This window comes from Nocardioides pelophilus (genome assembly GCF_014180685.1).
Classification (GTDB): domain Bacteria; phylum Actinomycetota; class Actinomycetes; order Propionibacteriales; family Nocardioidaceae; genus Nocardioides; species Nocardioides pelophilus.
The window spans coordinates 1-20,043 of the sequence record NZ_JACEHF010000069.1 but is presented as its reverse complement, the minus strand read 5'-3'; the positions used below and the strand labels follow the sequence as shown (position 1 = coordinate 20,043).

General features: G+C 71.2%; 18 protein-coding genes. 2 read left to right on the top strand and 16 right to left on the bottom strand.

The genetic code is table 11. The features are described from left to right. From coaBC to pyrR, 12 genes are all read right to left on the bottom strand, one after another. Positions 1 to 795: bifunctional phosphopantothenoylcysteine decarboxylase/phosphopantothenate--cysteine ligase CoaBC (gene coaBC, locus H0488_RS12670; protein ID WP_183099639.1), on the bottom strand; the 795-nt coding region annotated here is incomplete at its 3' end. Positions 796 to 808: 13 nt separating this feature from the next. Further along, positions 809 to 1,135 (bottom strand): DNA-directed RNA polymerase subunit omega, encoded by a 327-nt coding sequence (rpoZ, locus tag H0488_RS12665; RefSeq protein WP_183099638.1) that lies wholly within the window; start codon positions 1,133 to 1,135, stop codon positions 809 to 811. 123 nt (positions 1,136 to 1,258) lie between these two features. Continuing rightward, positions 1,259 to 1,852 carry a guanylate kinase gene (gmk, locus tag H0488_RS12660; protein ID WP_183099637.1) on the bottom strand — a complete coding sequence of 198 codons (594 nt, stop codon included), beginning with the start codon at positions 1,850 to 1,852 and terminating at the stop codon, positions 1,259 to 1,261. Continuing rightward, entirely contained in the window at positions 1,845 to 2,165 is a 321-nt protein-coding gene (gene mihF / locus H0488_RS12655; RefSeq protein WP_183099636.1) for an integration host factor, actinobacterial type, read from the bottom strand. Before mihF ends, gmk begins: the two co-directional genes overlap by 8 nt. Positions 2,166 to 2,316: 151 nt before the next feature. After that, positions 2,317 to 2,805 carry a hypothetical protein gene (locus H0488_RS12650; RefSeq protein ID WP_183099635.1) on the bottom strand — a complete coding sequence of 163 codons (489 nt, stop codon included), beginning with the start codon at positions 2,803 to 2,805 and terminating at the stop codon, positions 2,317 to 2,319. Then, complete coding sequence (gene pyrF, locus H0488_RS12645) at positions 2,802 to 3,686, bottom strand: orotidine-5'-phosphate decarboxylase (protein ID WP_183099634.1); 885 nt, start codon at positions 3,684 to 3,686, stop codon at positions 2,802 to 2,804. The genes H0488_RS12650 and pyrF overlap by 4 nt, the downstream gene beginning before the upstream one ends. 12 nt (positions 3,687 to 3,698) lie before the next feature. Continuing rightward, positions 3,699 to 4,739 carry a quinone-dependent dihydroorotate dehydrogenase gene (locus H0488_RS12640; RefSeq protein ID WP_183099633.1) on the bottom strand — a complete coding sequence of 347 codons (1,041 nt, stop codon included), beginning with the start codon at positions 4,737 to 4,739 and terminating at the stop codon, positions 3,699 to 3,701. Further along, positions 4,736 to 8,077 (bottom strand): carbamoyl-phosphate synthase large subunit, encoded by a 3,342-nt coding sequence (carB, locus tag H0488_RS12635; RefSeq protein ID WP_183099632.1) that lies wholly within the window; start codon positions 8,075 to 8,077, stop codon positions 4,736 to 4,738. Before carB ends, H0488_RS12640 begins: the two co-directional genes overlap by 4 nt. Further along, the gene (carA, locus tag H0488_RS12630; RefSeq protein WP_183099631.1) at positions 8,077 to 9,180 is read right to left on the bottom strand and encodes a glutamine-hydrolyzing carbamoyl-phosphate synthase small subunit; all 1,104 of its coding nucleotides are present in this window, start codon (positions 9,178 to 9,180) and stop codon (positions 8,077 to 8,079) included. Before carA ends, carB begins: the two co-directional genes overlap by 1 nt. Continuing rightward, positions 9,180 to 10,520, bottom strand: a complete 1,341-nt coding sequence (locus H0488_RS12625; protein ID WP_183099630.1) for a dihydroorotase — start codon at positions 10,518 to 10,520, stop codon at positions 9,180 to 9,182. The genes carA and H0488_RS12625 overlap by 1 nt, the downstream gene beginning before the upstream one ends. After that, complete coding sequence (locus H0488_RS12620; protein WP_183099629.1) at positions 10,517 to 11,467, bottom strand: aspartate carbamoyltransferase catalytic subunit; 951 nt, start codon at positions 11,465 to 11,467, stop codon at positions 10,517 to 10,519. Before H0488_RS12620 ends, H0488_RS12625 begins: the two co-directional genes overlap by 4 nt. Continuing rightward, complete coding sequence (pyrR, locus tag H0488_RS12615; RefSeq protein WP_183099628.1) at positions 11,464 to 12,030, bottom strand: bifunctional pyr operon transcriptional regulator/uracil phosphoribosyltransferase PyrR; 567 nt, start codon at positions 12,028 to 12,030, stop codon at positions 11,464 to 11,466. The genes H0488_RS12620 and pyrR overlap by 4 nt, the downstream gene beginning before the upstream one ends. Before the next feature lie 192 nt (positions 12,031 to 12,222). Between pyrR and H0488_RS12610 the strand changes: the two genes are divergently transcribed. Continuing rightward, on the top strand, positions 12,223 to 14,553 hold the full coding sequence (locus H0488_RS12610; RefSeq protein WP_183099627.1) for a Calx-beta domain-containing protein: 2,331 nt from the start codon (positions 12,223 to 12,225) through the stop codon (positions 14,551 to 14,553). Positions 14,554 to 14,621: 68 nt separating this feature from the next. On the opposite strand, the gene H0488_RS12605 is transcribed toward H0488_RS12610, so the two are convergent. The 3 genes from H0488_RS12605 to H0488_RS12595 all read right to left on the bottom strand — a co-directional run bounded on the left by H0488_RS12605 (position 14,622) and on the right by H0488_RS12595 (position 18,067). Continuing rightward, complete coding sequence (locus H0488_RS12605; RefSeq protein ID WP_183099626.1) at positions 14,622 to 14,792, bottom strand: CsbD family protein; 171 nt, start codon at positions 14,790 to 14,792, stop codon at positions 14,622 to 14,624. Between the two features lie 90 nt (positions 14,793 to 14,882). Further along, on the bottom strand, positions 14,883 to 15,713 hold the full coding sequence (gene fdhD, locus H0488_RS12600) for a formate dehydrogenase accessory sulfurtransferase FdhD (RefSeq protein ID WP_183099625.1): 831 nt from the start codon (positions 15,711 to 15,713) through the stop codon (positions 14,883 to 14,885). Further along, on the bottom strand, positions 15,710 to 18,067 hold the full coding sequence (locus tag H0488_RS12595; RefSeq protein ID WP_312856316.1) for an FdhF/YdeP family oxidoreductase: 2,358 nt from the start codon (positions 18,065 to 18,067) through the stop codon (positions 15,710 to 15,712). The genes fdhD and H0488_RS12595 overlap by 4 nt, the downstream gene beginning before the upstream one ends. Positions 18,068 to 18,081: 14 nt before the next feature. Between H0488_RS12595 and H0488_RS12590 the strand changes: the two genes are divergently transcribed. After that, positions 18,082 to 19,467, top strand: a complete 1,386-nt coding sequence (locus tag H0488_RS12590) for an FAD-binding oxidoreductase (RefSeq protein WP_312856315.1) — start codon at positions 18,082 to 18,084, stop codon at positions 19,465 to 19,467. Positions 19,468 to 19,568: 101 nt separating this feature from the next. Here H0488_RS12590 and H0488_RS12585 read toward each other — a convergent pair. Then, a partial coding sequence (locus tag H0488_RS12585; RefSeq protein ID WP_183099624.1) for an oxidoreductase dimerization domain-containing protein occupies positions 19,569 to 20,043 on the bottom strand: 475 nt, incomplete at its 5' end.

The window sequence follows — 20,043 nt, the reverse complement described above, 5'->3', positions numbered from 1 at the left end:
CTCGGCCGTGGACTCGACACGGACCACCTTCACGCCCGCCGGGTCCGGCAGCGTCACGTTCGCAGCGACCACGGTGACCTCGGCACCTCGGGCGGCCGCCGCCCGGGCGAGGGCGAAGCCCTGGCGGCCCGAGGAGCGGTTGCCGAGGAACCGGACCGGGTCGAGCTTCTCGCGGGTGCCGCCGGCGGACACCACGACGCGGCGCCCGGCGAGGTCGAGGTGGCCTCCGGCGGTCGCGGTGGTCGAACCGGTGGAGATCCGCTCGAGCACGTCGCGGCAGAGCTCGAAGATCTCCTCCGGCTCCGGCAGCCGTCCCTTGCCCGTGTCGGCGCCGGTCAGCCGGCCCTCGGCGGGCTCGACCACCAGCACCCCGCGGGAGCGGAGGGTGGCGACGTTCGCCGCCGTGGCGGCGTGCTCCCACATCTCGGTGTGCATCGCAGGGGCCATCACGACCGGGCAGCGGGCCGTCAGCAGGGTGTTGGTGAGCAGGTCGTCGGCGAGACCGTGGGCCGCCTTGGCGAGCAGGTCGGCGGTCGCCGGGGCGACCACCACCAGGTCGGCCTCCTGGCCGATCCGGACGTGCGGCACCTGGTGGACGTCGGTCCACACGTCGGTGGCCACGGCCTTGCCCGAGAGCGCCGCCCAGGTCGGCGCTCCCACGAACTCCAGCGCAGCCGCCGTGGGCACGACGGTGACGTCGTGCCCGGACTCGGTGAAGCGGCGCAGCAGCTCACAGGCCTTGTAGGCGGCGATCCCGCCGGAGACGCCGAGCACGACGCGCGGGCGGCCTGCCATCGGAAGGCTCAGATCACTCGGCAGAGGTGGGCGAGGAGGCAGCGGCCGCGGCCGCGGCCTCCTCGGCGGCGAGCTCGGCGGGGTCGATGTCCTCGCAGGTCAGGAGGTCCTCGTTGATCTCGCGAAGCGCGATCGACAGGGGCTTCTCCTGCACGTGGGTGTCGACGAGCGGGCCGACGTACTCGAGGAGGCCCTCGCCCAGCTGCGAGTAGTAGGCGTTGATCTGCCGTGCGCGCTTGGCGCTGTAGAGCACCAGCTTGTACTTGCTGTCGGTCTTGCTGAGCAGGTCGTCGATCGGCGGGTTGGTCACACCCACGGCGTCGATGTTGGGGGCAGACACGCGGTTGGCCTCACAGTGCTTGATTGGGCCGAGCGTGTCGTCAACGGTGCTTCGCCGCCCGGGGCTTCGCCCCAGGGGCTCACACCGTGCCGCTTCGCGGCGGTACGACACGCTGCCGGCCAGTTAGTCGTCCGACTGTTCGTCGGACGGGATACTCATCAAGGCTACCAACTCGGCTGCTGCATCGTGAACTTCGTGGTTGACGATGGTGACGTCGAACTCCGCCTCGGCCGCCAGCTCCTCGACCGCGGTGGCGAGTCGACGCTCGCGTTCCTCGGCCGACTCGGTGCCCCTCCCGACCAGCCGGCGGACCAGTTCGTCCCACGACGGAGGCTTCAGGAACACGAACAGGGCCTCGGGCATGGTCCCCCGGACCTGGCGGGCGCCCTGGAGGTCGATCTCCAGCATCGCCGGCCGTCCGGCCGCGAGCGCGGCCTCGACCGGGCCCCGCGGCGTGCCGTAGCGGTGGGTGCCGTGGACGACGGCCCACTCGAGCAGCGCGTCCTCGGCGATCATCCGGTCGAACTCGGCATCGTCGACGAAGAGGTAGTGGACGCCGTCGACCTCCCCCGGCCGCGGCGACCGGGTCGTCGCCGACACCGAGATCCACACCTCGGGGTGGTCCTCCCGGACCGCGGCCGCGACGGTGCCCTTGCCGACTGCCGTCGGCCCAGCGAGTACGACGAGACGGCTCGGTGCGCTCGTCGGGCTACTCACCCGGGGCGAATTCGCGCTTGAGGGCGGCGACCTGCTTCGCCCCGAGGCCCCGGACCCGCCGGGACTCGGCGATGCCGAGCCGCTCCATCAGCTGGCCCGCGCGCACCTTGCCCAGACCGGGAACAGCCTGGAGCAGGTCGAGCACCTTCATCTTGCCGACGACCTCGTTGGTCTGCCCCTCGGCCAGCACCTCGGCGATCGAGGCGCCGGAGTTCTTCAGCCGGTTCTTCACCTCGGCCCGCTCTCGCCGGGCCGCAGCCGCCTTCGCGAGCGCGGCCTGGCGTTGTTCGGGGGTCAGAGGAGGCAGAGCCACTTAACGGTTCCTTCTGTCGAACGCAGGCGTAGGGCGGCGGATCCGGCCACCTCGCGTCACCCTAGTCAGGTCCGCGGGGACGCGGCAATGCGGGGCGTCCCCGCGGACGAGGACCGGACGAGGACGGGACGAGAACAGGCCTAGGACAGGACTAGGAGAGGGCCAGCGGCGTCTTGCACACGTCGCGTGCCTGCTGCTGGACGCCGGACATCGCTGCCCCGGTGGTGGTCGAGACCAGCGCTCTCGCGGCCGCGTCGATGGCGTCCCGCTGCTCCGGGTCGAGTCCGGCCGGCGGGTTGCGCCGGTCGTAGGTGTCCGGGTCGACGCCTGCCGCGTCCAGCGCGTCGACGAGGTCGTCGATCCGCTCGACGATGACCTCCCACTCGTCGGCGATGTCGTCGGGGGCCTCGGCGGCGAGCTCCTCGAAGCTCGGCAGCGCCCTGATCAGGCCGCTCGTCTCGCCTCCCGACGCGAGAGCGTCCGTGATCGGCCGCTGCTGGGTCTCGACCTCCTCGCAGTAGGCCCGGAACTCCTCCGGGATCGCGTAGGGGTCGTCGTCACCGCCGCAGCCGCCGGCGCCGAGCAGCGCCACCGCGACCGCGGTCGCGGCTCCCAGCCTGACGTGGACGCTCGGCCTCACCCGAGCAGGCTCCGCAGCTCGTCGTTGGCGCGGTCGACCGCGCCGCGCATCGCGGCGGCGTCCGGACCGAGCCGGAGCACGCCGCGGGAGGAGCTGGCGACGACGTGGTGGGCAGACGCCCCGAAGATCCGGAGGATGTCGGAGGCGGTGCCCCCCTGCTCGCCGTACCCGGGCGCGAGGATCGGGCCGTTGATCGCGAAGTCGAGGCCGGTGCCGCTCGCCGGCTCCGAGGAGGCGAGGAACGAGCCGTCTCCAAGGGTCGCCCCGACGACGGCACCGAACGAGCCGACCGGGCGCGCGCCGACGTTGAGGTCGCGGAGGTGGGCGAGCATGGCCGAGGCGACGGTGCGACCGCCGAAGTCGCCGGCGCTGTCAGGGGTCACTGCCCCCTGCACCTCGGGCCCCTCCTTGTTGGAGGTGGCCGCGAGCACGAACAGTCCGGCACCGTGGAGCCGGGCGACCTCGATGAACGGCGTCAGCGACCCGAAGCCCAGGTAGGGGCTGATCGTGATCGCGTCCGACGCGAGCGGGGAGGACGGGTCGAGGTAGGCCTCGGCGTACGCCTGCGAGGTCGACCCGATGTCGCCGCGCTTCACGTCCAGCAGGACCAGCGCGCCGGCCGCGCGCGACTCGGCGATCACCCGCTCGAGGACCGCGATCCCCCGGCTGCCGAAGCGCTCGTAGAACGCCGACTGCGGCTTGACCACCGAGCAGTACGGCGCCACCGCGTCGACCGCCGTGAGCGCGAACCTCTCCAGCCCCTCGACGGTGTCGTCGAGGCCCCAGTCGCGGAGCAGGCCGGCGTGGGGATCGATGCCGACGCAGAACTGCCCGCGCGCGGCGATCGCGGCGGCGAAGCGCGCGCCGAACGGCTCACTCATCGACCTGGACACTCACAGACCCTTCAAGATGCGTCGCGGCCACAACGGGCCACCGTAGATGAGGCCCGTGTAGGCCTGGATCAGGTCCGCGCCCGCTGCCAACCGCTCGCGCGCGTCCGCGGGCGTCGAGATGCCGCCGACGCCGATGAGGGTCAGGTCCGGCCCGACCCGGCCGCGCAGCAACGAGACGACCTCGGTCGCCCGCTCGCGCAGCGGCGCCCCGGACAGGCCGCCGGCACCGGCCGCCTCGACCAGCTCGGGTGACGACCGCAGGCCGGCCCGGCTGATGGTGGTGTTCGTGGCGATGATCCCGGACAGGTCCTGGGAGAGAGCCAGGTCGGCGACCTCGAGCACGTCGTCGTCGGCGAGGTCGGGGGCGATCTTGACCAGCAGCGGCACCTGGTCGCGCCCGCACTCCTCGGCCGCCCGGTCGGCGACCCGGCGGACGTGGGCGAGCAGCGGCGCCAGCTTCTCGACGGCCTGCAGGTTGCGCAGTCCCGGGGTGTTGGGCGAGCTGACGTTGACGACCAGGTAGTCGGCGTACGGCGTCAGCAGGCGGGTCGACGTCTCGTAGTCGGCCTCGACCGCGGCCTGCTCGTCGTCGGGCACCACCTTGGACTTGCCGATGTTGATGCCGAGCACCGGCCCGCCGGACCGCCGGCGGCGCTTGCCGAGCCGCTGCGCGACGGCGGCGGCGCCGTCGTTGTTGAAGCCCATTCGGTTCACGACCGCCCGGTCCTGCGGCAGCCGCGCCAGCCGCGGCTTGGGATTGCCGGGCTGGGCGAGGGCGGTCACGGTGCCGACCTCGACGTGACCGAACCCGAAGGCACCGAGCTCCTCGTAGGCCTGCGCGGTCTTGTCGAACCCGGCGGCGAGCCCGAGCGCGTTCGGAAAGGTCAGCCCCATCGCCTGGACGGGCGTGCCACCGGGCCGCTTCGCGTGCCGCAGCACGGGACCCGCGGCACGCAGCGCGTCGAACGTGCGGTGGTGGGCGACCTCGGCGTCGACCCGGGACAGACCGAGCTTGAAGACGGTGTCGTAGACAGCTGTCACCGGCGGGCCCAGTCCTGGAGGGACTTGACGCCGACGTCGCCGCGGTGCAGCGCCTCGATGCCGTGCACCGCCGCGCCGAGCCCCTGCACCGTCGTGATGCACGGGATGTTGGCCCGGACCGCCGCCGTGCGGATCTCGTAGCCGTCGAGGCGCGCGGACCCGCCGCTGGTCGTGCCGTAGGGCGTGTTGACGATCAGGTCGATCTCGCCGTCGAGGATCAGCTGGACGGTGGTCTTCTCCCCCGCCGGGCCCTCTCCCTCGAAGTGCTTGCGAACGATGGTCGTCTCGACGCCGTTGCGCCGGAGCACGTCGGCGGTGCCCTTGGTCGCGAGGATCTCGAACCCGTGGTCGGCCAGGGCCTTGACCGGGAAGATCATGTGCCGCTTGTCGCGGTTGGCCATGCTCACGAACACCCGCGTCGGCCGGTGGGCATGCATGCCGGGCTGCGGCAGCGACCCGAACGCGCCGGCCTGGGCCTTCGCGAACGCCGCGCCGAAGTCGGCGTCGAGGCCCATCACCTCGCCCGTCGACTTCATCTCCGGCCCGAGCACGGTGTCGACCTGGCGACCGTCCGGAGTCCGGAACCGGTTGAACGGCATCACGGCCTCCTTGACCGCGATCGGCTGGTCCGGCGGGAGGGTGCCGCCGTCGCCCTCCGCGGGGAGCAGTCCGTCCCGGCGGAGGTCGGCGATGGAGGTGCCCATCATCACCCGCGCACAGGCCTTCGCCAGCTGGGTGCCGGTGGCCTTGGAGACGAACGGGACCGTGCGGCTCGCCCGCGGGTTGGCCTCGAGGACGTAGAGCACGTCGGAGCCGAGCGCGAACTGGATGTTGATGAGCCCGCGCACCCCGACGCCGTCGGCGATGGCCCGGGTCGCCTCGCGGATCCGCAGGATCTCGGACGCACCGAGCGTGATCGGCGGCAGCGCGCACGAGGAGTCACCGGAGTGGATGCCGGCCTCCTCGATGTGCTCCATCACGCCGCCGAGGTAGAGCTCCTCGCCGTCGTACAGCGCGTCCACGTCGATCTCGACCGCGTCGTCGACGAAGCGGTCGACCAGCACCGGGTGCTCGGGGGTGACCTCGGTGGCACGGGAGATGTAGTCGCCGAGCGAGCCCTCGTCGTAGACGATCTCCATGCCGCGGCCGCCGAGGACGTACGACGGCCGCACCAGCACCGGGTAGCCGATCCGCCGCGCGACGTCCCTGGCCTCGGCGAAGCTGGTCGCCATGCCGTGCTGCGGGGCGGTCAGCCCGGCCTCGGCGAGCACCCGGCCGAAGGCTCCCCGCTCCTCGGCGAGGTGGATCGCCTCCGGGCTGGTGCCGACGATGGTGACGCCGTTGTCCTTGAGACCCTGCGCGAGCCCGAGGGGCGTCTGGCCGCCGAGCTGGCAGATCACGCCCGCGACCGGTCCGGCCTGCTCCTCGGCGTGCACGATCTCGAGCACGTCCTCCAGCGTCAACGGCTCGAAGTAGAGCCGGTCGGAGGTGTCGTAGTCGGTCGACACGGTTTCGGGGTTGCAGTTGACCATGACCGTCTCGTAGCCCGCCTCGCTCAGCGTCAGGCTCGCGTGGACGCACGAGTAGTCGAACTCGATGCCCTGGCCGATCCGGTTCGGGCCGCTGCCGAGGATGATCACGGCCGGCTTCTCGCGCGGCTGGACCTCGCTCTCCTCGTCGTAGGACGAGTAGTGGTACGGCGTGCGCGCGGCGAACTCGGCCGCACACGTGTCGACCGTCTTGTAGACCGGCCGGATGCCGAGCGCGTGCCGGACGCCGCGGACCACGTCCGGCGTCATGCCGCGGATCCTGCCGATCTGGACGTCGGAGAAGCCGTGCCGCTTGGCGTTGCGCAGCAGTGCGGGGGTCAGCTCCTCGGCCTCGATCAGGTCCTGCGCGGTCTCGTTGATCAGCATCAGCTGGTCGACGAACCAGGGATCGATGCCGGTGGCGTCGAAGACCTCCTCCGGCGTCGCGCCGGCCCGGATCGCGTCCATGACCTTGCGGAGCCGGCCGTCGTGCGGCTTGGCGATCTCCTCGAGCAGGCTCGCCTTGGTCTCGGCGGAGCCGAGGTCGTGGTCGAAGTCCTTGTGCCAGTCGAACGGCGCCTTCTTGTCCTCGAGCGACCGCAGCGCCTTCTGCAGCGCCTCGGTGAAGTTGCGGCCGATCGCCATCGCCTCTCCGACGGACTTCATGTGGGTGGTGAGGACCGGGTCGGCGCCGGGGAACTTCTCGAAGGCGAACCGCGGCACCTTCACGACGACGTAGTCGAGCGTCGGCTCGAAGCTGGCCGGCGTGCTCTGGCCGTCCTCGCGGACCGTGATGTCGTTGGGGATCTCGTCGAGGGTGTAGCCGATCGCCACCTTCGCCGCGATCTTGGCGATCGGGAAGCCGGTCGCCTTCGACGCCAGCGCGCTGGACCGGGACACCCGGGGGTTCATCTCGATGACGATGACCCGCCCGTCGTGCGGGTTGACTGCGTACTGGATGTTGCAGCCGCCGGTGTCGACGCCGACCTCGCGGATGATGGCGATCGCCAGGTCGCGCAGGTGCTGGTACTCGCGGTCGGTGAGCGTCATCGCCGGCGCGACCGTGATCGAGTCACCGGTGTGGACGCCCATCGGGTCGAAGTTCTCGATCGAGCAGATGATGACGACGTTGTCGGCCTTGTCGCGCATCACCTCCAGCTCGTACTCCTTCCAGCCGATGATCGACTCCTCGATGAGGACCTCGGTCGTCGGGCTGGCGTCGAGGCCGGAGCCGGCGATCCGAGCCAGGTCCTCGTCGTCGTAGGCGATGCCGGAGCCCGTGCCGCCCATGGTGAACGACGGGCGCACGACGACGGGGAAACCCAGCTCGCCGACCGCCTTCTCGCAGTCCTCGAGCGAGTGGCACACGAAGCTCCGTGCGACCTCGCCGCCGACCTTCGCGACGATCGCGTTGAACTGCTCGCGGTTCTCGCCGCGGTGGATCGCCTCGAAGCTGGCCCCGATCATCTCGACGCCGTACTTCTCGAGCACGCCGTTCTCGTGCAGGGCGATCGCCGCGTTGAGCGCGGTCTGGCCGCCCAGCGTCGGGAGCACGGCGTCGGGCCGCTCCTTGGCGATGACCTTCTCGACGAACTCCGGGGTGATCGGCTCGACGTAGGTCGCGTCGGCGAACTCCGGGTCGGTCATGATCGTCGCCGGGTTGGAGTTGACCAGGATCACCCGGATCCCCTCGGCCTTGAGCACCCGGCACGCCTGGGTGCCGGAGTAGTCGAACTCGCAGGCCTGGCCGATGATGATCGGCCCGGAGCCGATCACCAGGACGGACTTGATGTCGTCGCGCTTCGGCATCAGTTGCCCTTCATCAGGTCGCAGAATCGGTCGAACAGGTAGGCGGCGTCATGGGGTCCGGCGGCGGCCTCGGGGTGGTACTGCACCGAGAACGCCTTCAGGTCCCCGTCGGCGGAGCGGAGCTCGAGGCCCTCGACCACGTCGTCGTTGAGGCAGACGTGGCTCACCGTCGCCACGCCGTACGGCGTCTCCGTCGCGGCGTCGAGGGGAGCGTCGACGGCGAAGCCGTGGTTGTGCGCCGTGACCTCGACCTTGCCCGTGGTCCGGTCCATCACCGGCTGGTTGATGCCGCGGTGGCCGTAGGTGAGCTTGTAGGTGCCGAACCCGAGGGCCCGGCCGAACAGCTGGTTGCCGAAGCAGATCCCGAAGTACGGGATGCCGCGTTCGAGCACCGCCTGCAGCATGGACACGTCGGCCGTGGCCGGGTCGCCCGGTCCGTTGGAGAAGAACACGCCGTCGGGCGCGATCGCCTCCACGTCGGCGATGGTGGCCGTCGACGGCAGGACGTGGACCTCGATCCCGCGCTGCGCCATCAGCGCCGGGGTCATCCCCTTGATGCCGAGGTCGATCGCCGCGACCGTGAACCGCTTCTCGCCCACGGCCGGCACGACGTGCGGCTCCATGACGGTGACCTCGCCGGCCAGGTCGGCGCCCTTCATCTCGGGCTGCAGCCGCACGCGGGCCAGCAGCGCCTCGGGATCGGTCTCGGTGGTGGAGATCCCGCAGCGCATCGCGCCTCGCTCCCGCAGGTGCCGGGTCAGGGCGCGGGTGTCGATCCCGCTGATCCCGACCACGCCCTGGGCACGCAGCTCGTCGTCGAGGGAGCGGCGGCTGCGCCAGTTGCTGGCGCGGCGGGCGGGGTCGCGGACGACGTAGCCGGCGACCCAGATCCGGCGGGACTCCTGGTCCTCGTCGTTGACCCCGGTGTTGCCGATGTGCGGAGCCGTCATGACGACCACCTGGCGGTGGTACGACGGGTCGGTCAACGTCTCCTGGTAGCCGGTCATGCCGGTGTTGAAGACCGCTTCGCCGTACGTCTCGCCCTCGGCGCCGTAGGTGTCGCCGTGGAAGGTCCGTCCGTCCTCGAGAACAAGAATCGCCATCAGGCGGTGCCTCCCCAGAGCTTGCCGTCCAGAACCGTCGGTCGTCCCCGGAGGAACGTCGCCTCGATCCTTCCAGGCAGCTCCATCCCGGCGTACGGGGTGTTCCGCGAGAGGGACGCGGACTCGGCGGCGTCGATGGTTCTGGTAGCCGCCGGGTCGTGGAGCACGATGTTGGCCGGGGCGCCGACCTCGATCGGCTGCCCGTGGTCGGCCACCCGGCCGATCCGCGCCGGCGCGTAGGACATCCGCTCGGCGACCCCCGCCCAGTCGAGCAGACCGGTGTCGACCATCGTGTGCTGGACGATCGACAGCGCGGTCTCGAGCCCGAGCATGCCGAACGCGGCGGCCGCCCACTCGCAGTCCTTGTCCTCGTGGGGGTGTGGGGCGTGGTCGGTCGCGACGATGTCGATCGTCCCGTCGGCCAGCCCGGCCCGCAGTGCCTCGACGTCGGCAGCCGAGCGCAGCGGCGGGTTGACCTTGTAGATCGGGTCGTAGGTCGCCGCCAGCTCGTCGGTCAGCAGCAGGTGGTGGGGGCAGGCCTCGGCCGTGACGTTCCACCCCTTGCGCTTGGCGTCGCGGACGATCTCGACCGAGCCGGCGGTGGAGACGTGGCAGACGTGCAGCCGGGAACCGACGTGGGCCGTGAGCAGGCAGTCGCGGGCGATGATCGCCTCCTCGGCGACGGCCGGCCAGCCGGCCAGGCCGAGCCGCCCGGAGAGCTCGCTCTCGTTCATCTGCGCGCCCTCGGTCAGCCGCGGGTCCTGCGCGTGCTGGGCGACCACGCCGTCGAACGCCTTGACGTACTCGAGCGCCCGCCGCATCAGCAGCGGGTCGCTGACGCAGTGGCCGTCGTCGGAGAAGACCCGGACCCGCGCGGCCGAGTCGGCCATCGCGCCGAGCTCGGCGAGCCGCTCGCCCTTGAGACCGACGGTGACCGCACCGATCGGGTAGACGTCGCAGTAGCCGGCCTCCCGGCCGAGCCGCCAGACCTGCTCGACCACGCCCGCGGTGTCGGCGACCGGGTCGGTGTTGGCCATCGCGTGCACCGCCGTGAAGCCGCCCAGAGCCGCGGCCCGGGTGCCGGTCTCGACCGTCTCGGCGTCCTCGCGTCCCGGCTCGCGCAGGTGGGTGTGCAGGTCGACCAGGCCGGGGAGCGCGATCAGGCCGTCGGCCTCGATCACCTCCGCACCCTCGCCCCCGCTGGTCGAGGTGCGAGCGAAGCGAGCCTCGAGACCACCGGGGGGCTCGATCCCCGCGACGACACCGCCCTCGATCAGGATGTCGGTGGGCTCACCTCCCAGGATCCGCGCGTTCTTGAGGAGGTAGGTCGTGCTGGTCACTCGTTGCTCTCGCTTTCGGATCCTCCGAGGAGGAGGTAGAGGACGGCCATCCGGACGGCGACACCGTTGGTCACCTGCTCGACGATGACCGACCGGGAGGAGTCGGCGACGTCGGCGGTGATCTCCATGCCGCGCACCATCGGGCCGGGGTGCATGACGATCGTGTGGTCCTGCAGGGTCGCCATCCGGCGGCCGTCGAGGCCGTAGCGGCGGGAGTACTCGCGCGGGGTCGGGAAGAACCCGCCCTGCATTCGCTCGCGCTGGACCCGCAGCATCATCACCGCGTCGACCTTCGGCAGGACCGCGTCGAGGTCGTACGACGTCTCGGCGCCCCAGTTCTCGACGCCCACCGGCAGCAGGGTCGGCGGCCCGACCAGGGTCACCTCGGCGCCGAGGGTCTGGAGCAGGAGCGCGTTGGACCGGGCGACCCGGCTGTGCAGGACGTCGCCGACGATCGCGACCCGGCGGCCCTCCAGGCCGCCCGGCTTCGAGTCACCCAAGTGGCGCCAGAGCGTGAACGCGTCGAGCAGCGCCTGGGTGGGGTGCTCGTGCGTGCCGTCACCGGCGTTGACCACGCTCGACCGCACCCAGCCGGAGTGGGCCAGCCGGTGCGGCGCGCCGCTCGCGCTGTGGCGGATCACGACCGCGTCGGCGCCCATCGCCTCGAGCGTGAGCGCGGTGTCCTTGAGGCTCTCGCCCTTGCTCAGGCTGGAGCCCTTGGCGGCGAAGTTGATCACGTCGGCCGACAGCCGCTTGGCAGCTGCCTCGAAGGAGATCCGGGTGCGGGTGGAGTCCTCGAAGAAGAGGTTCACCACCGTCCGGCCGCGCAGCGCCGGAAGCTTCTTGATGGGGCGGTCCGCCAGTGAGCGCAGCTCGGCCGCGGTGGTCAGGACCAGCTCGGCGTCGTCGCGGGTCAGGTCGGCTGCGCTCAGCAGGTGCCGCTTCATGCCGACTCCCCCTTCGTCGCGGGCGCCGGGACACCGATGGCCACCGAGTCGACGCTGCCGTCGTCCTCGAGCTCGGCCAGTCGGACGCTCACCCGCTCGGCCAGCGACGTCGGCAGGTTCTTGCCGACGAAGTCGGCCCGGATCGGGAGCTCACGGTGGCCGCGGTCGACGAGCACGGCCAGCTGGACCGCGCGGGGGCGCCCGACGTCGCTGAGCGCGTCGAGCGCGGCCCGGATCGTGCGGCCGGAGAACAGCACGTCGTCGACGAGGACCACGACCTTGCCGTCGATGCCGCCCGCCGGGATCTCGGTGGGGAGCAGGGTCCGCGCCGGCTTCATCCGCAGGTCGTCGCGGTACATCGTGATGTCGAGCGAGCCGACGGGGACGTCGTACTCCTCGACCGCGGAGATGCGGTCGGCGATCCGGTGCGCGAGAGGTACGCCGCGCCGTGGGATGCCGAGGAGCACGAGATCGCCCGCGCCCTTGTTGCGTTCGAGGATCTCGTGGGAGATCCGGGTGAGCGCCCGGGCGATGTCACGGGCGTCGAGCACTTCGGCAGGCATCAGCGCGCCTGACCTCCTTCTCCGCCTCACAGGACGGCTCGTTAAAGGATGTCGATCGGGGTCCACCTTAGCCGCTCGAGACACGACGGGACGAACCGGCACCCCGACCGGACCGTCGTTCAAAGTTCTGCGTGAAGCAGCCACGAGACAGTCCGGCCAGCACTACTTTGAGGCCAACCTGCGGAGGCCGCCATGAACCCTGTCCTTCCCCGCTCGAGGCATCTCGCGCTCGTCCTGCTCGCCGCCGCCCTGGCACTGCCGCTTCTCGCGGGGTCCCCCGCGCCCAGGGCAGCGGCCGGGCCGGTCGCTTCCGGTGAGTTCCGGGTCAACACCACCACCGCCGACACCCAGTACCAACCGGCAGTGGCGATGGACGCCGACGGCGACTACGTCATCACCTGGGCCAGCTACGGCCAGGACGGCAGCGGCGCCGGCGTCTACGCCCAGCGCTACAGCGCCTCCGGCATCCCCCGAGGCGTCGAGACCCGCGTCAACACCTTCACCACCAACCACCAGTACGAACCGGCGGTCGCAATGGGTGCCGACGGCGACTACGTCATCACCTGGACCAGCGACTTCCAGGACGGCAGCGGACAGGGCGTGTACGCCCAGCGCTACGACGCCGTCGGCACCCCCCAGGGCACCGAGACCCGCGTCAACACCGCCACCGCGCTCAGCCAAAGCCGACCAAGCGTGGCGATGGACGCCGACGGCGACTACGTGATCACCTGGCAGAGCGATGAAGCCAGCGGCGGCGTCGACATCTATGCCCAACGTTACGACGCCGCCGGCGCTCCCCAAGGCACCGAGACACGCGTCAACAGCTTCGACACCAGCACCCAGTACGACCCCGCAGTCGCCATGGACGCCGACGGCGACTACGTCATCACCTGGACCAGCTACAACCAGGACGGCGGCTGGCTAGGGATCTACGCCCAGCGCTTCAGCGCCGCCGGGACCCCCCGAGGCGTCGAGACCCGGGTCAACACCACCACCGCCGAGGCCCAGAGCGAGCCGAGCGTGGCGATGGACGCCGACGGCGACTACATCATCACCTGGACCAGCAATCTCCAGGACGGCAGCGGCGAAGGCGTGTACGCCCAACGCTACGACGCCGCCGGGACCCCCCGAGGCGTCGAGACCCGGGTCAACACCACCACCGCCGAGGCCCAGAGCGAGCCGAGCGTGGCGATGGACGCCGACGGCGACTACGCCGTCACCTGGACCAGCCACCTCCTGCTCGGTGGCTGGCTGGGGGTCTTCGCACAGCGGTACGACGCCACGGGCACCCCCCGCGGCACCGAGACGCGCATCAGCGCCCCCACCAGCGCCCCGTACGAGACCGAGGTCGCCATGGACGCCGACGGCGACTTCGTCACCACGTGGACCAGTGACGGACAGGACGGGGCCGGCGGCGGGGTCTACGGGCGGCGGTTCCGTGGACCGGAGACCATCGACGTCGCGCTGACCCAGGCGGACAACGTCGACCCCATCGCGGTCAACGGTCGCGTCAAGTACTTGGTCCGGGTCCGGAACCTGGCCGAGCCAGCCGGGGAGACCAGTGTCGAGGCGATCGACACCGCGATCGGCGCGGCCAGCGGCGTCTACGTCCTCAGCAGCATCCCCGCGGACGCCACCTTCATCTCCGCCTCCGGGACCGGGTGGACCTGCACCCAGTTCCCCGCCTCGGTCAGGTGCCGGCTCGCCGCGCCGCTACCAGCCGGCGAGGTCTCGACCGGTCTCGCCTTGGCCTACCAGATGCCCGACACCGCGCAGCCCGCTCTGCACCCGGCACGGGTCTACGAGAACCAGCTGGATCCCGTCAGCACCAACAACAGCGAGGTCGAACAGACCGACGTGATGTGCTCGCTGGCGTTCGCCGGCCCCACCTTCTCCACCACCGAGACGGGCAGCCTGACCGCGACCATCACCCGCACGGGCAGCGAGTGCGGCAGCTCGGGGGTGTCGTACGCGACCTCGGCTGCCACCGCCACCGCCGGGGCGGACTACACCCACGTCGCCGACACCCTCACCTGGGCCGAGGGCGACACCACGAAGTCCTTCACCGTCTCCCTGGTCGACGACGGCCTCGACGAAGGGAACGAGCAGCTCGTCCTCCAGCTCACCGGTCCCACCGGCGCGCTCCTCGCCACTCGCAGCACCGCCACCGGCATCATCCTCGACGACGACGATCCACCCCGGATCAACTTCACCACCACGTCAGCCACGGCCGGGGAGCCCGGGGCCCTGCTCGAGGTCACCCTCCGGCTTTCCGAGGTGTCCGGCCGGCAGGTCAGCGTCACGCTCAGCAAGACCGGTACGGCAACCCCGGGCGTCGACTACTTCGCGCCGGCCAAGGCGACCATCCCCGCGGGTCAGCGGAGCATCAGCTTCGACGTAGAGATCGCCGACGACCGCTCGGTCGAGTCCACCGAAGCGGCCAACCTCATCCTCAGCAGTCCGGTCAATGCCACGTCGGGATCGCTCAGGACGTTCCGCCTGATCATCAACGACGACGACTGAGCCGGAACATGACGAGAGGCCCGGAGCGTGTCCGGGCCTCTCGTCATGGTTCGGTCTCGTAGACAGACCTACTTGAAGGCGTCCTTCACCTTCTCGCCGGCCTGCTTCAGGTTGGCCTTGGTCTGGTCGGCCTTGCCCTCGGTCTTGAGGTCGTCGTCACCCGACGCCTTCCCCAGCGCTTCCTTGGCCTGACCGACCTTCTCGTCGGCAGTGTTCTCGAGCTTGTCCTGGTTACCCATGAAGAGATTCCTCTCGCTCGGATGTGCGGTCACTCCCAGCGGTACCCGGTCGGTCGAGGTCGATCCGGGGCCGCCGGAACATCGACCGGATCAGCCGTCGAGCTCCAGGCGCTCAGCGCCGGCGTACACGTTCATCGAAGCGCCGCGCAGGAAGCCGACGAGGGTCAGCCCGTGCTCGTCGGCCAGCTCCGCCGCGAGCGACGACGGGGCGGAGACGGCTGCCAGCATCGGGATGCCGGCCATCACCGCCTTCTGCACCAGCTCGAACGAAGCGCGGCCGCTCACGACCAGGATGGTGCTGCGCAGCGGCAGCAGGCCGCTGCGCAGCGCGTGCCCGACCACCTTGTCGACCGCGTTGTGCCGGCCGACGTCCTCCCGGACCACGAGCAGCTCGCCGTCGGCGGAGAACAGGCCGGCCGCATGCAGGCCCCCGGTGCGGTCGAAGACCTGCTGCGCGGCGCGCAGCCGCGTCGGCAGCTCGACCAGCACCTCCGGGCCGACGCGCAGCGGGTCGGCCGCCACCGACCAGGTCGCGGACGTCCGGACGGCGTCGAGGCTGGCCTTGCCGCAGATCCCGCAGGACGAGTTCGTGTAGAAGGAGCGCTCCAACGACGCGCTCGGCGCCGGAACCGCCGGGTCCAGCTGGACGTCGACGACGTTGTAGGTGTTCGTCCCGTCGTCGCCCGCGCCGGCGCAGTAGCGCGCGGCGACGACGTGCTCGGTGGCGTGCACGACGCCTTCGCTGACCAGGAAGCCGACCGCCAGGTCGAAGTCGTCTCCGGGGGTGCGCATGGTCACCGTCAGCGGGCGACCGTCGACGCGGATCTCCATCGGCTCCTCGGCGACGAGCGTGTCGGGCCGCTCCGTGACCACGCCCTCACGGATGCGGACGACGGGTCGCCGGGCGGTCACCCGGCTCACCGGTCGGCCTCCGCAGCGCCGACGACGGGCTCGAGACGCACGATGACGCCCTTGGACGTCGGGGTGTTGCTGGTCTCCGCGACGCTGTCGAGCGGAACGAGGACGTTGGTCTCCGGGTAGTACGCCGCCGCCGACCCCCGCGCCGCCGGGTAGGCCACGATGCGGAACTGCTCGGCGCGGCGCTCGCTGCCGTCCTCCCAGACGCTGACGACGTCGACCAGCGTGTCGTCGTCGATGCCGAGGTCCGCGAGGTCCTCGGGGTTCACGAGCACCACCCGCCGCGCGTCGTGGATGCCGCGGTAACGGTCGTTCATCGCGTACGGGATGGTGTTCCACTGGTCGTGCGAGCGCAGCGACTGCAGCACCAGGTGCCCCTCGGGGGCGTTGATCATGGCGAAGTCGTTGCAGGTGAAGACGGCCTTGCCGCTGGGCGTCGGGTAGACGCCCTCGTTGACCGGGTGCGGGAGCCTGAACCCGCCGGGGCGGGCGGCGCGCTCGTCGAAGTCCTCGAACCCCGGCACGACGCGCGCGATCCGGTCCCGGACCAGGCCGTAGTCGCCCTCGAACTCCTCCCACGGGATCGAGCCGCCGGAGCCGAGGGTCCGGCGCGCCAGCCGGCAGATGATCGCGACCTCGCTCAGCAGGTCGGGCGCCGCCGGGTCGAGCCGCCCCCGGGACGCGTGCACCACGCTCATCGAGTCCTCGACGGTGACGAACTGCTCCCCCGTCGCCTGGACGTCGCGGTCGCTGCGACCCAGCGTCGGCAGGATCAACGCCGACTCGCCGCACACCGTGTGGGAGCGGTTGAGCTTGGTGGAGACCTGGACCGTGAGCCGGCAGCCGCGCAGCGCCTGCTCGGTCACCGCGCTGTCGGACATCGCCCGGACGAAGTTGCCCGCCACGCCCACGAAGACCTTGGCCTTGCCGTCGCGCATCGCTCGCACGCCGTTGACCGAGTCGTAGCCGTGCCGGGTCGGCGGGGTGAACCCGAACTCCTCGCCGAGGGCGTCCAGGAACCACGGCGGCATCCGCTCCGAGATGCCCATGGTCCGGTCGCCCTGGACGTTGCTGTGACCGCGCACCGGGCAGACCCCCGCCCCGGGGCGACCGAGGTTCCCGCGCAGCAGGAGGAAGTTGACGATCTCGCGGATCGTGGGGACGGCGTGCTTGTGCTGGGTGAGCCCCATCGCCCAGCAGACGATGACCTTGTCGCTGGCGAGCACCCGACCGTGCAGCTCCTCGATCTCCTCCCGGCCGAGGCCGGTGGCGTCGCGGACGTCGTCCCAGCTCGTCTTGCGGGTGTGCGCGGCGAACTCGTCGAACCCGATCGTGTCCCGCTCGATGAACGCGTGGTCGAGCACGGTGCCCGGAGCGGCGTCCTCGGCGTCGAGCAGCAGCCGGTTGAGCATCTGGAAGAGGGCGAGGTCGCCGCCCGGTCGGATGTGCAGGAACTGGTCGGCGATCGTCGTACCGCGGCCGACGACGCCCCTCGGCCTCTGCGGGTTCTTGAACCGCTTCAGCCCGGCCTCGGGCAGCGGGTTGACCGCCACCACCGCTCCCCCGTTGCGCTTCGTGGTCTCCAGCGCGGTCAGCATCCGCGGGTGGTTGGTGCCGGGGTTCTGCCCGACGACGAGCACCAGGTCGGCCTCGTGGATGTCGTCGAGGGACACCGAGCCCTTGCCGACACCGAGGGTCTCCACCAGCGCCCAGCCGCTGGACTCGTGGCAGAGGTTCGAGCAGTCGGGCAGGTTGTTGGTGCCGTACGCGCGCGCGAACAGCTGGAGCAGGAAGGCGGCCTCGTTGTTGAGCCGTCCCGACGTGTAGAACATCGCCTCGTCGGGCGAGGCCAGGCCCAGGAGCTCGTCGGCGATCAGCCCGAACGCGCCGTCCCAGCTGATCGGCTCGTAGTGGGTGGCGCCCGGTCGCCTGACCATCGGCTCGGTCAGTCGCCCCTGCTGGTTCAGCCAGTAGTCGCTCCGGCCGTCCAGCTCCGCGATGGAGTGCTCGGCGAAGAACTCCCGGGTGACCCGCCGGTCGGTGGCCTCGTCGCTGATGTGCTTGGCGCCGTTCTCGCAGTACTCGTTCTTGTGCCGATGGCGCGGCTCCGGCCAGGCGCACCCCGGGCAGTCGAACCCCTTGACCTGGTTGAGGCTGAGCAGCGTCTGCGCCGTACGGCGGGGCGAGGTCTGCGACAGCGAGTACTGCAGCGCGTGCGTGACCCCGGGAACGCCCCCCGCCCAGGTCTTCGGCGAAGTGACCGACAGGTCGTCTTGCGGGTCCTCGATCGGAAGCATCGCGCTCTCTCCCCACTTCTCGGCACCGTCCTCGGTGCCACTCCCTGCCGGCGACGCCATCGTAGGCTGCGGGCGTGGACGCCGTCCTCGCCCAGCTGGTCGCCGACCTCCCCGACGGGGTGGTCGTCACGGGCGCGACCGAGATCGAGAAGTACCGCGAGGACTTCGCGCGCGACGGATCGGCCGGACACCCGGTCGCGGTGGTGCGCGCGGAGACCGCCGACCAGGTGCAGCGGGCGGTGCGGTGGGCTGCTGCGCACCGCGTTCCGGTCGTCCCGCGCGGTGCCGGCACCGGCCTCTCCGGCGGCTCGTCCGCGGTCGACGGCGGCATCACCATCTCGCTGGAGCGGATGAGCGCGATCGAGATCGACCCGGCCTGCCAGGTGGCGATCGTGGAGCCCGGTGCCCTCAACGTCGAGGTCAAGCAGGCTGCCGCCGCGCACGGGCTGTGGTACCCACCCGACCCGTCGTCGTACGAGATCTGCTCCATCGGCGGCAACCTCGCCACCAATGCCGGTGGGCTCTGCTGCGTCAAGTACGGCGTGACCACCGACTACGTCCTCGGCATGGACGTCGTCCTCGCCGACGGCACCCTGGTCAGGCTCGGCGGCAAGCAGATCAAGGACGTCGCCGGGCTGTCGCTCATGAAGCTCTTCGTCGGCAGCGAGGGGACGCTCGGCATCATCACCCGCGCGATCCTGCGGCTGATCCCTGCTCAGACCGCCGGGGCGACCCTGGTCAGCAGCTTCCCGACGATGACCGCGGCCTCCCGGGCCGTGGTGGCGATCAGGAGCAAGGTCCGCGCATCCATGCTCGAGCTGATGGACAGCACGACGATCAACGCGGTGGAGGGCTGGCGCTCCCACGGCCTGGACCGCACCTCGGGCGCACTCCTCATCGCCCAGTCCGATGCGCCCGCCGCCTCCTGCGCGGCGGAGGTCGAGCTCATGCGGGCAAGCTGCGAGGAGGCCGGGGCTCGGGAGGTGTTCGCGACGACCGACCCCGAGGAGGCCGCGATGTTCGTCGCCGGCCGCCGCAACGCGTTCCTCGCGCTGGAGCACCGGGGCAGCGTGCTGTTCGAGGACGTCGGCGTCCCGGTGCCGCTGCTGCCGGACCTGGTCGACGGCATCGCGGTGATCGCCGCGCGAGCGGGCGTCGAGATCGCGGTCGTCGCCCACGCCGGCGACGGCAACACCCACCCGATCATCGTGTACGACGCAGCCGACCCCGACTCGGTCGCCCGCGCCCGGCACGCGTTCGGCGAGGTGATGGCGCTGGCGATCTCGCTCGGCGGCACGATCACGGGCGAGCACGGCGTGGGACGCGCCAAGAAGGCCGCCCTGCCCGACCAGCTCGGCGCCGACGTGATGGCGCTGACCTGGCGGATCAAGGACGCGCTCGACCCGGCCGGGATCCTGAACCCGGGTGCGGTGCTCCCGGACCGCCCCGCCGCTGGTTGAGGTGCGAGCACAGAGTCAGCGCCGCTGGTTGAGTGCGAGCGCAGAGTCAGCGCCGCTGGTTGAGGTGCGAGCGAAGCGAGCCTCGAAACCAAGGCGCTGACTCAGACCTCCAGCTCGTTGATCGCGTTCTCGATCGCGCGGTGGAAGGTCGGGTAGGCGTAGTGCATCGTGCGCAGCTTCGCGACCGGCACCCCGGCGTGGACCGCCGTGGCGATCAGGCCGATCATCTCCCCGCCGGAAGGCCCGACCGTGGTGCCTCCGACGAGGACGCCCCGGTCTGCGTCGGCGACCACCTTGATCACACCGTGGTTGCCGGTCTTGTGCATCCAGCCCCGGCTGGAGCTCGGCAGCGAGTAGCTGCCGGTCGTGACCCGGATCCCGGCCTCTCGTGCCTGCGCCTCGGTGAGCCCGACGGAGCCGACCTCCGGGTCGGTGAAGGTCGCGCGACTGACCGCGGTGTAGTCGGCCCAGGGGCCGTCCTTGCCGAGGATCGACCGCACCGCGATCTCGGCCTGGTACATCGACATGTGGGTGAACAGGCCCTTGCCGGTGATGTCGCCGACGGCCCACAGGCCG

Bases quoted from the DNA above. Each gene is read 5' to 3' on its own strand.
- H0488_RS12610 (WP_183099627.1), top strand. From the start codon at position 12,223: ATGAACCCTGTCCTTCCCCGCTCGAGGCATCTCGCGCTCGTCCTGCTC.
- H0488_RS12620 (WP_183099629.1), bottom strand. From the start codon at position 11,467: ATGAAGCGGCACCTGCTGAGCGCAGCCGACCTGACCCGCGACGACGCC.
- H0488_RS12595 (WP_312856316.1), bottom strand. From the start codon at position 18,067: ATGGCGTCGCCGGCAGGGAGTGGCACCGAGGACGGTGCCGAGAAGTGG.
- pyrF (WP_183099634.1), bottom strand. From the start codon at position 3,686: ATGAGTGAGCCGTTCGGCGCGCGCTTCGCCGCCGCGATCGCCGCGCGC.
- H0488_RS12605 (WP_183099626.1), bottom strand. From the start codon at position 14,792: ATGGGTAACCAGGACAAGCTCGAGAACACTGCCGACGAGAAGGTCGGT.
- carA (WP_183099631.1), bottom strand. From the start codon at position 9,180: ATGGCGATTCTTGTTCTCGAGGACGGACGGACCTTCCACGGCGACACC.
- pyrR (WP_183099628.1), bottom strand. From the start codon at position 12,030: ATGCCTGCCGAAGTGCTCGACGCCCGTGACATCGCCCGGGCGCTCACC.
- carB (WP_183099632.1), bottom strand. From the start codon at position 8,077: ATGCCGAAGCGCGACGACATCAAGTCCGTCCTGGTGATCGGCTCCGGG.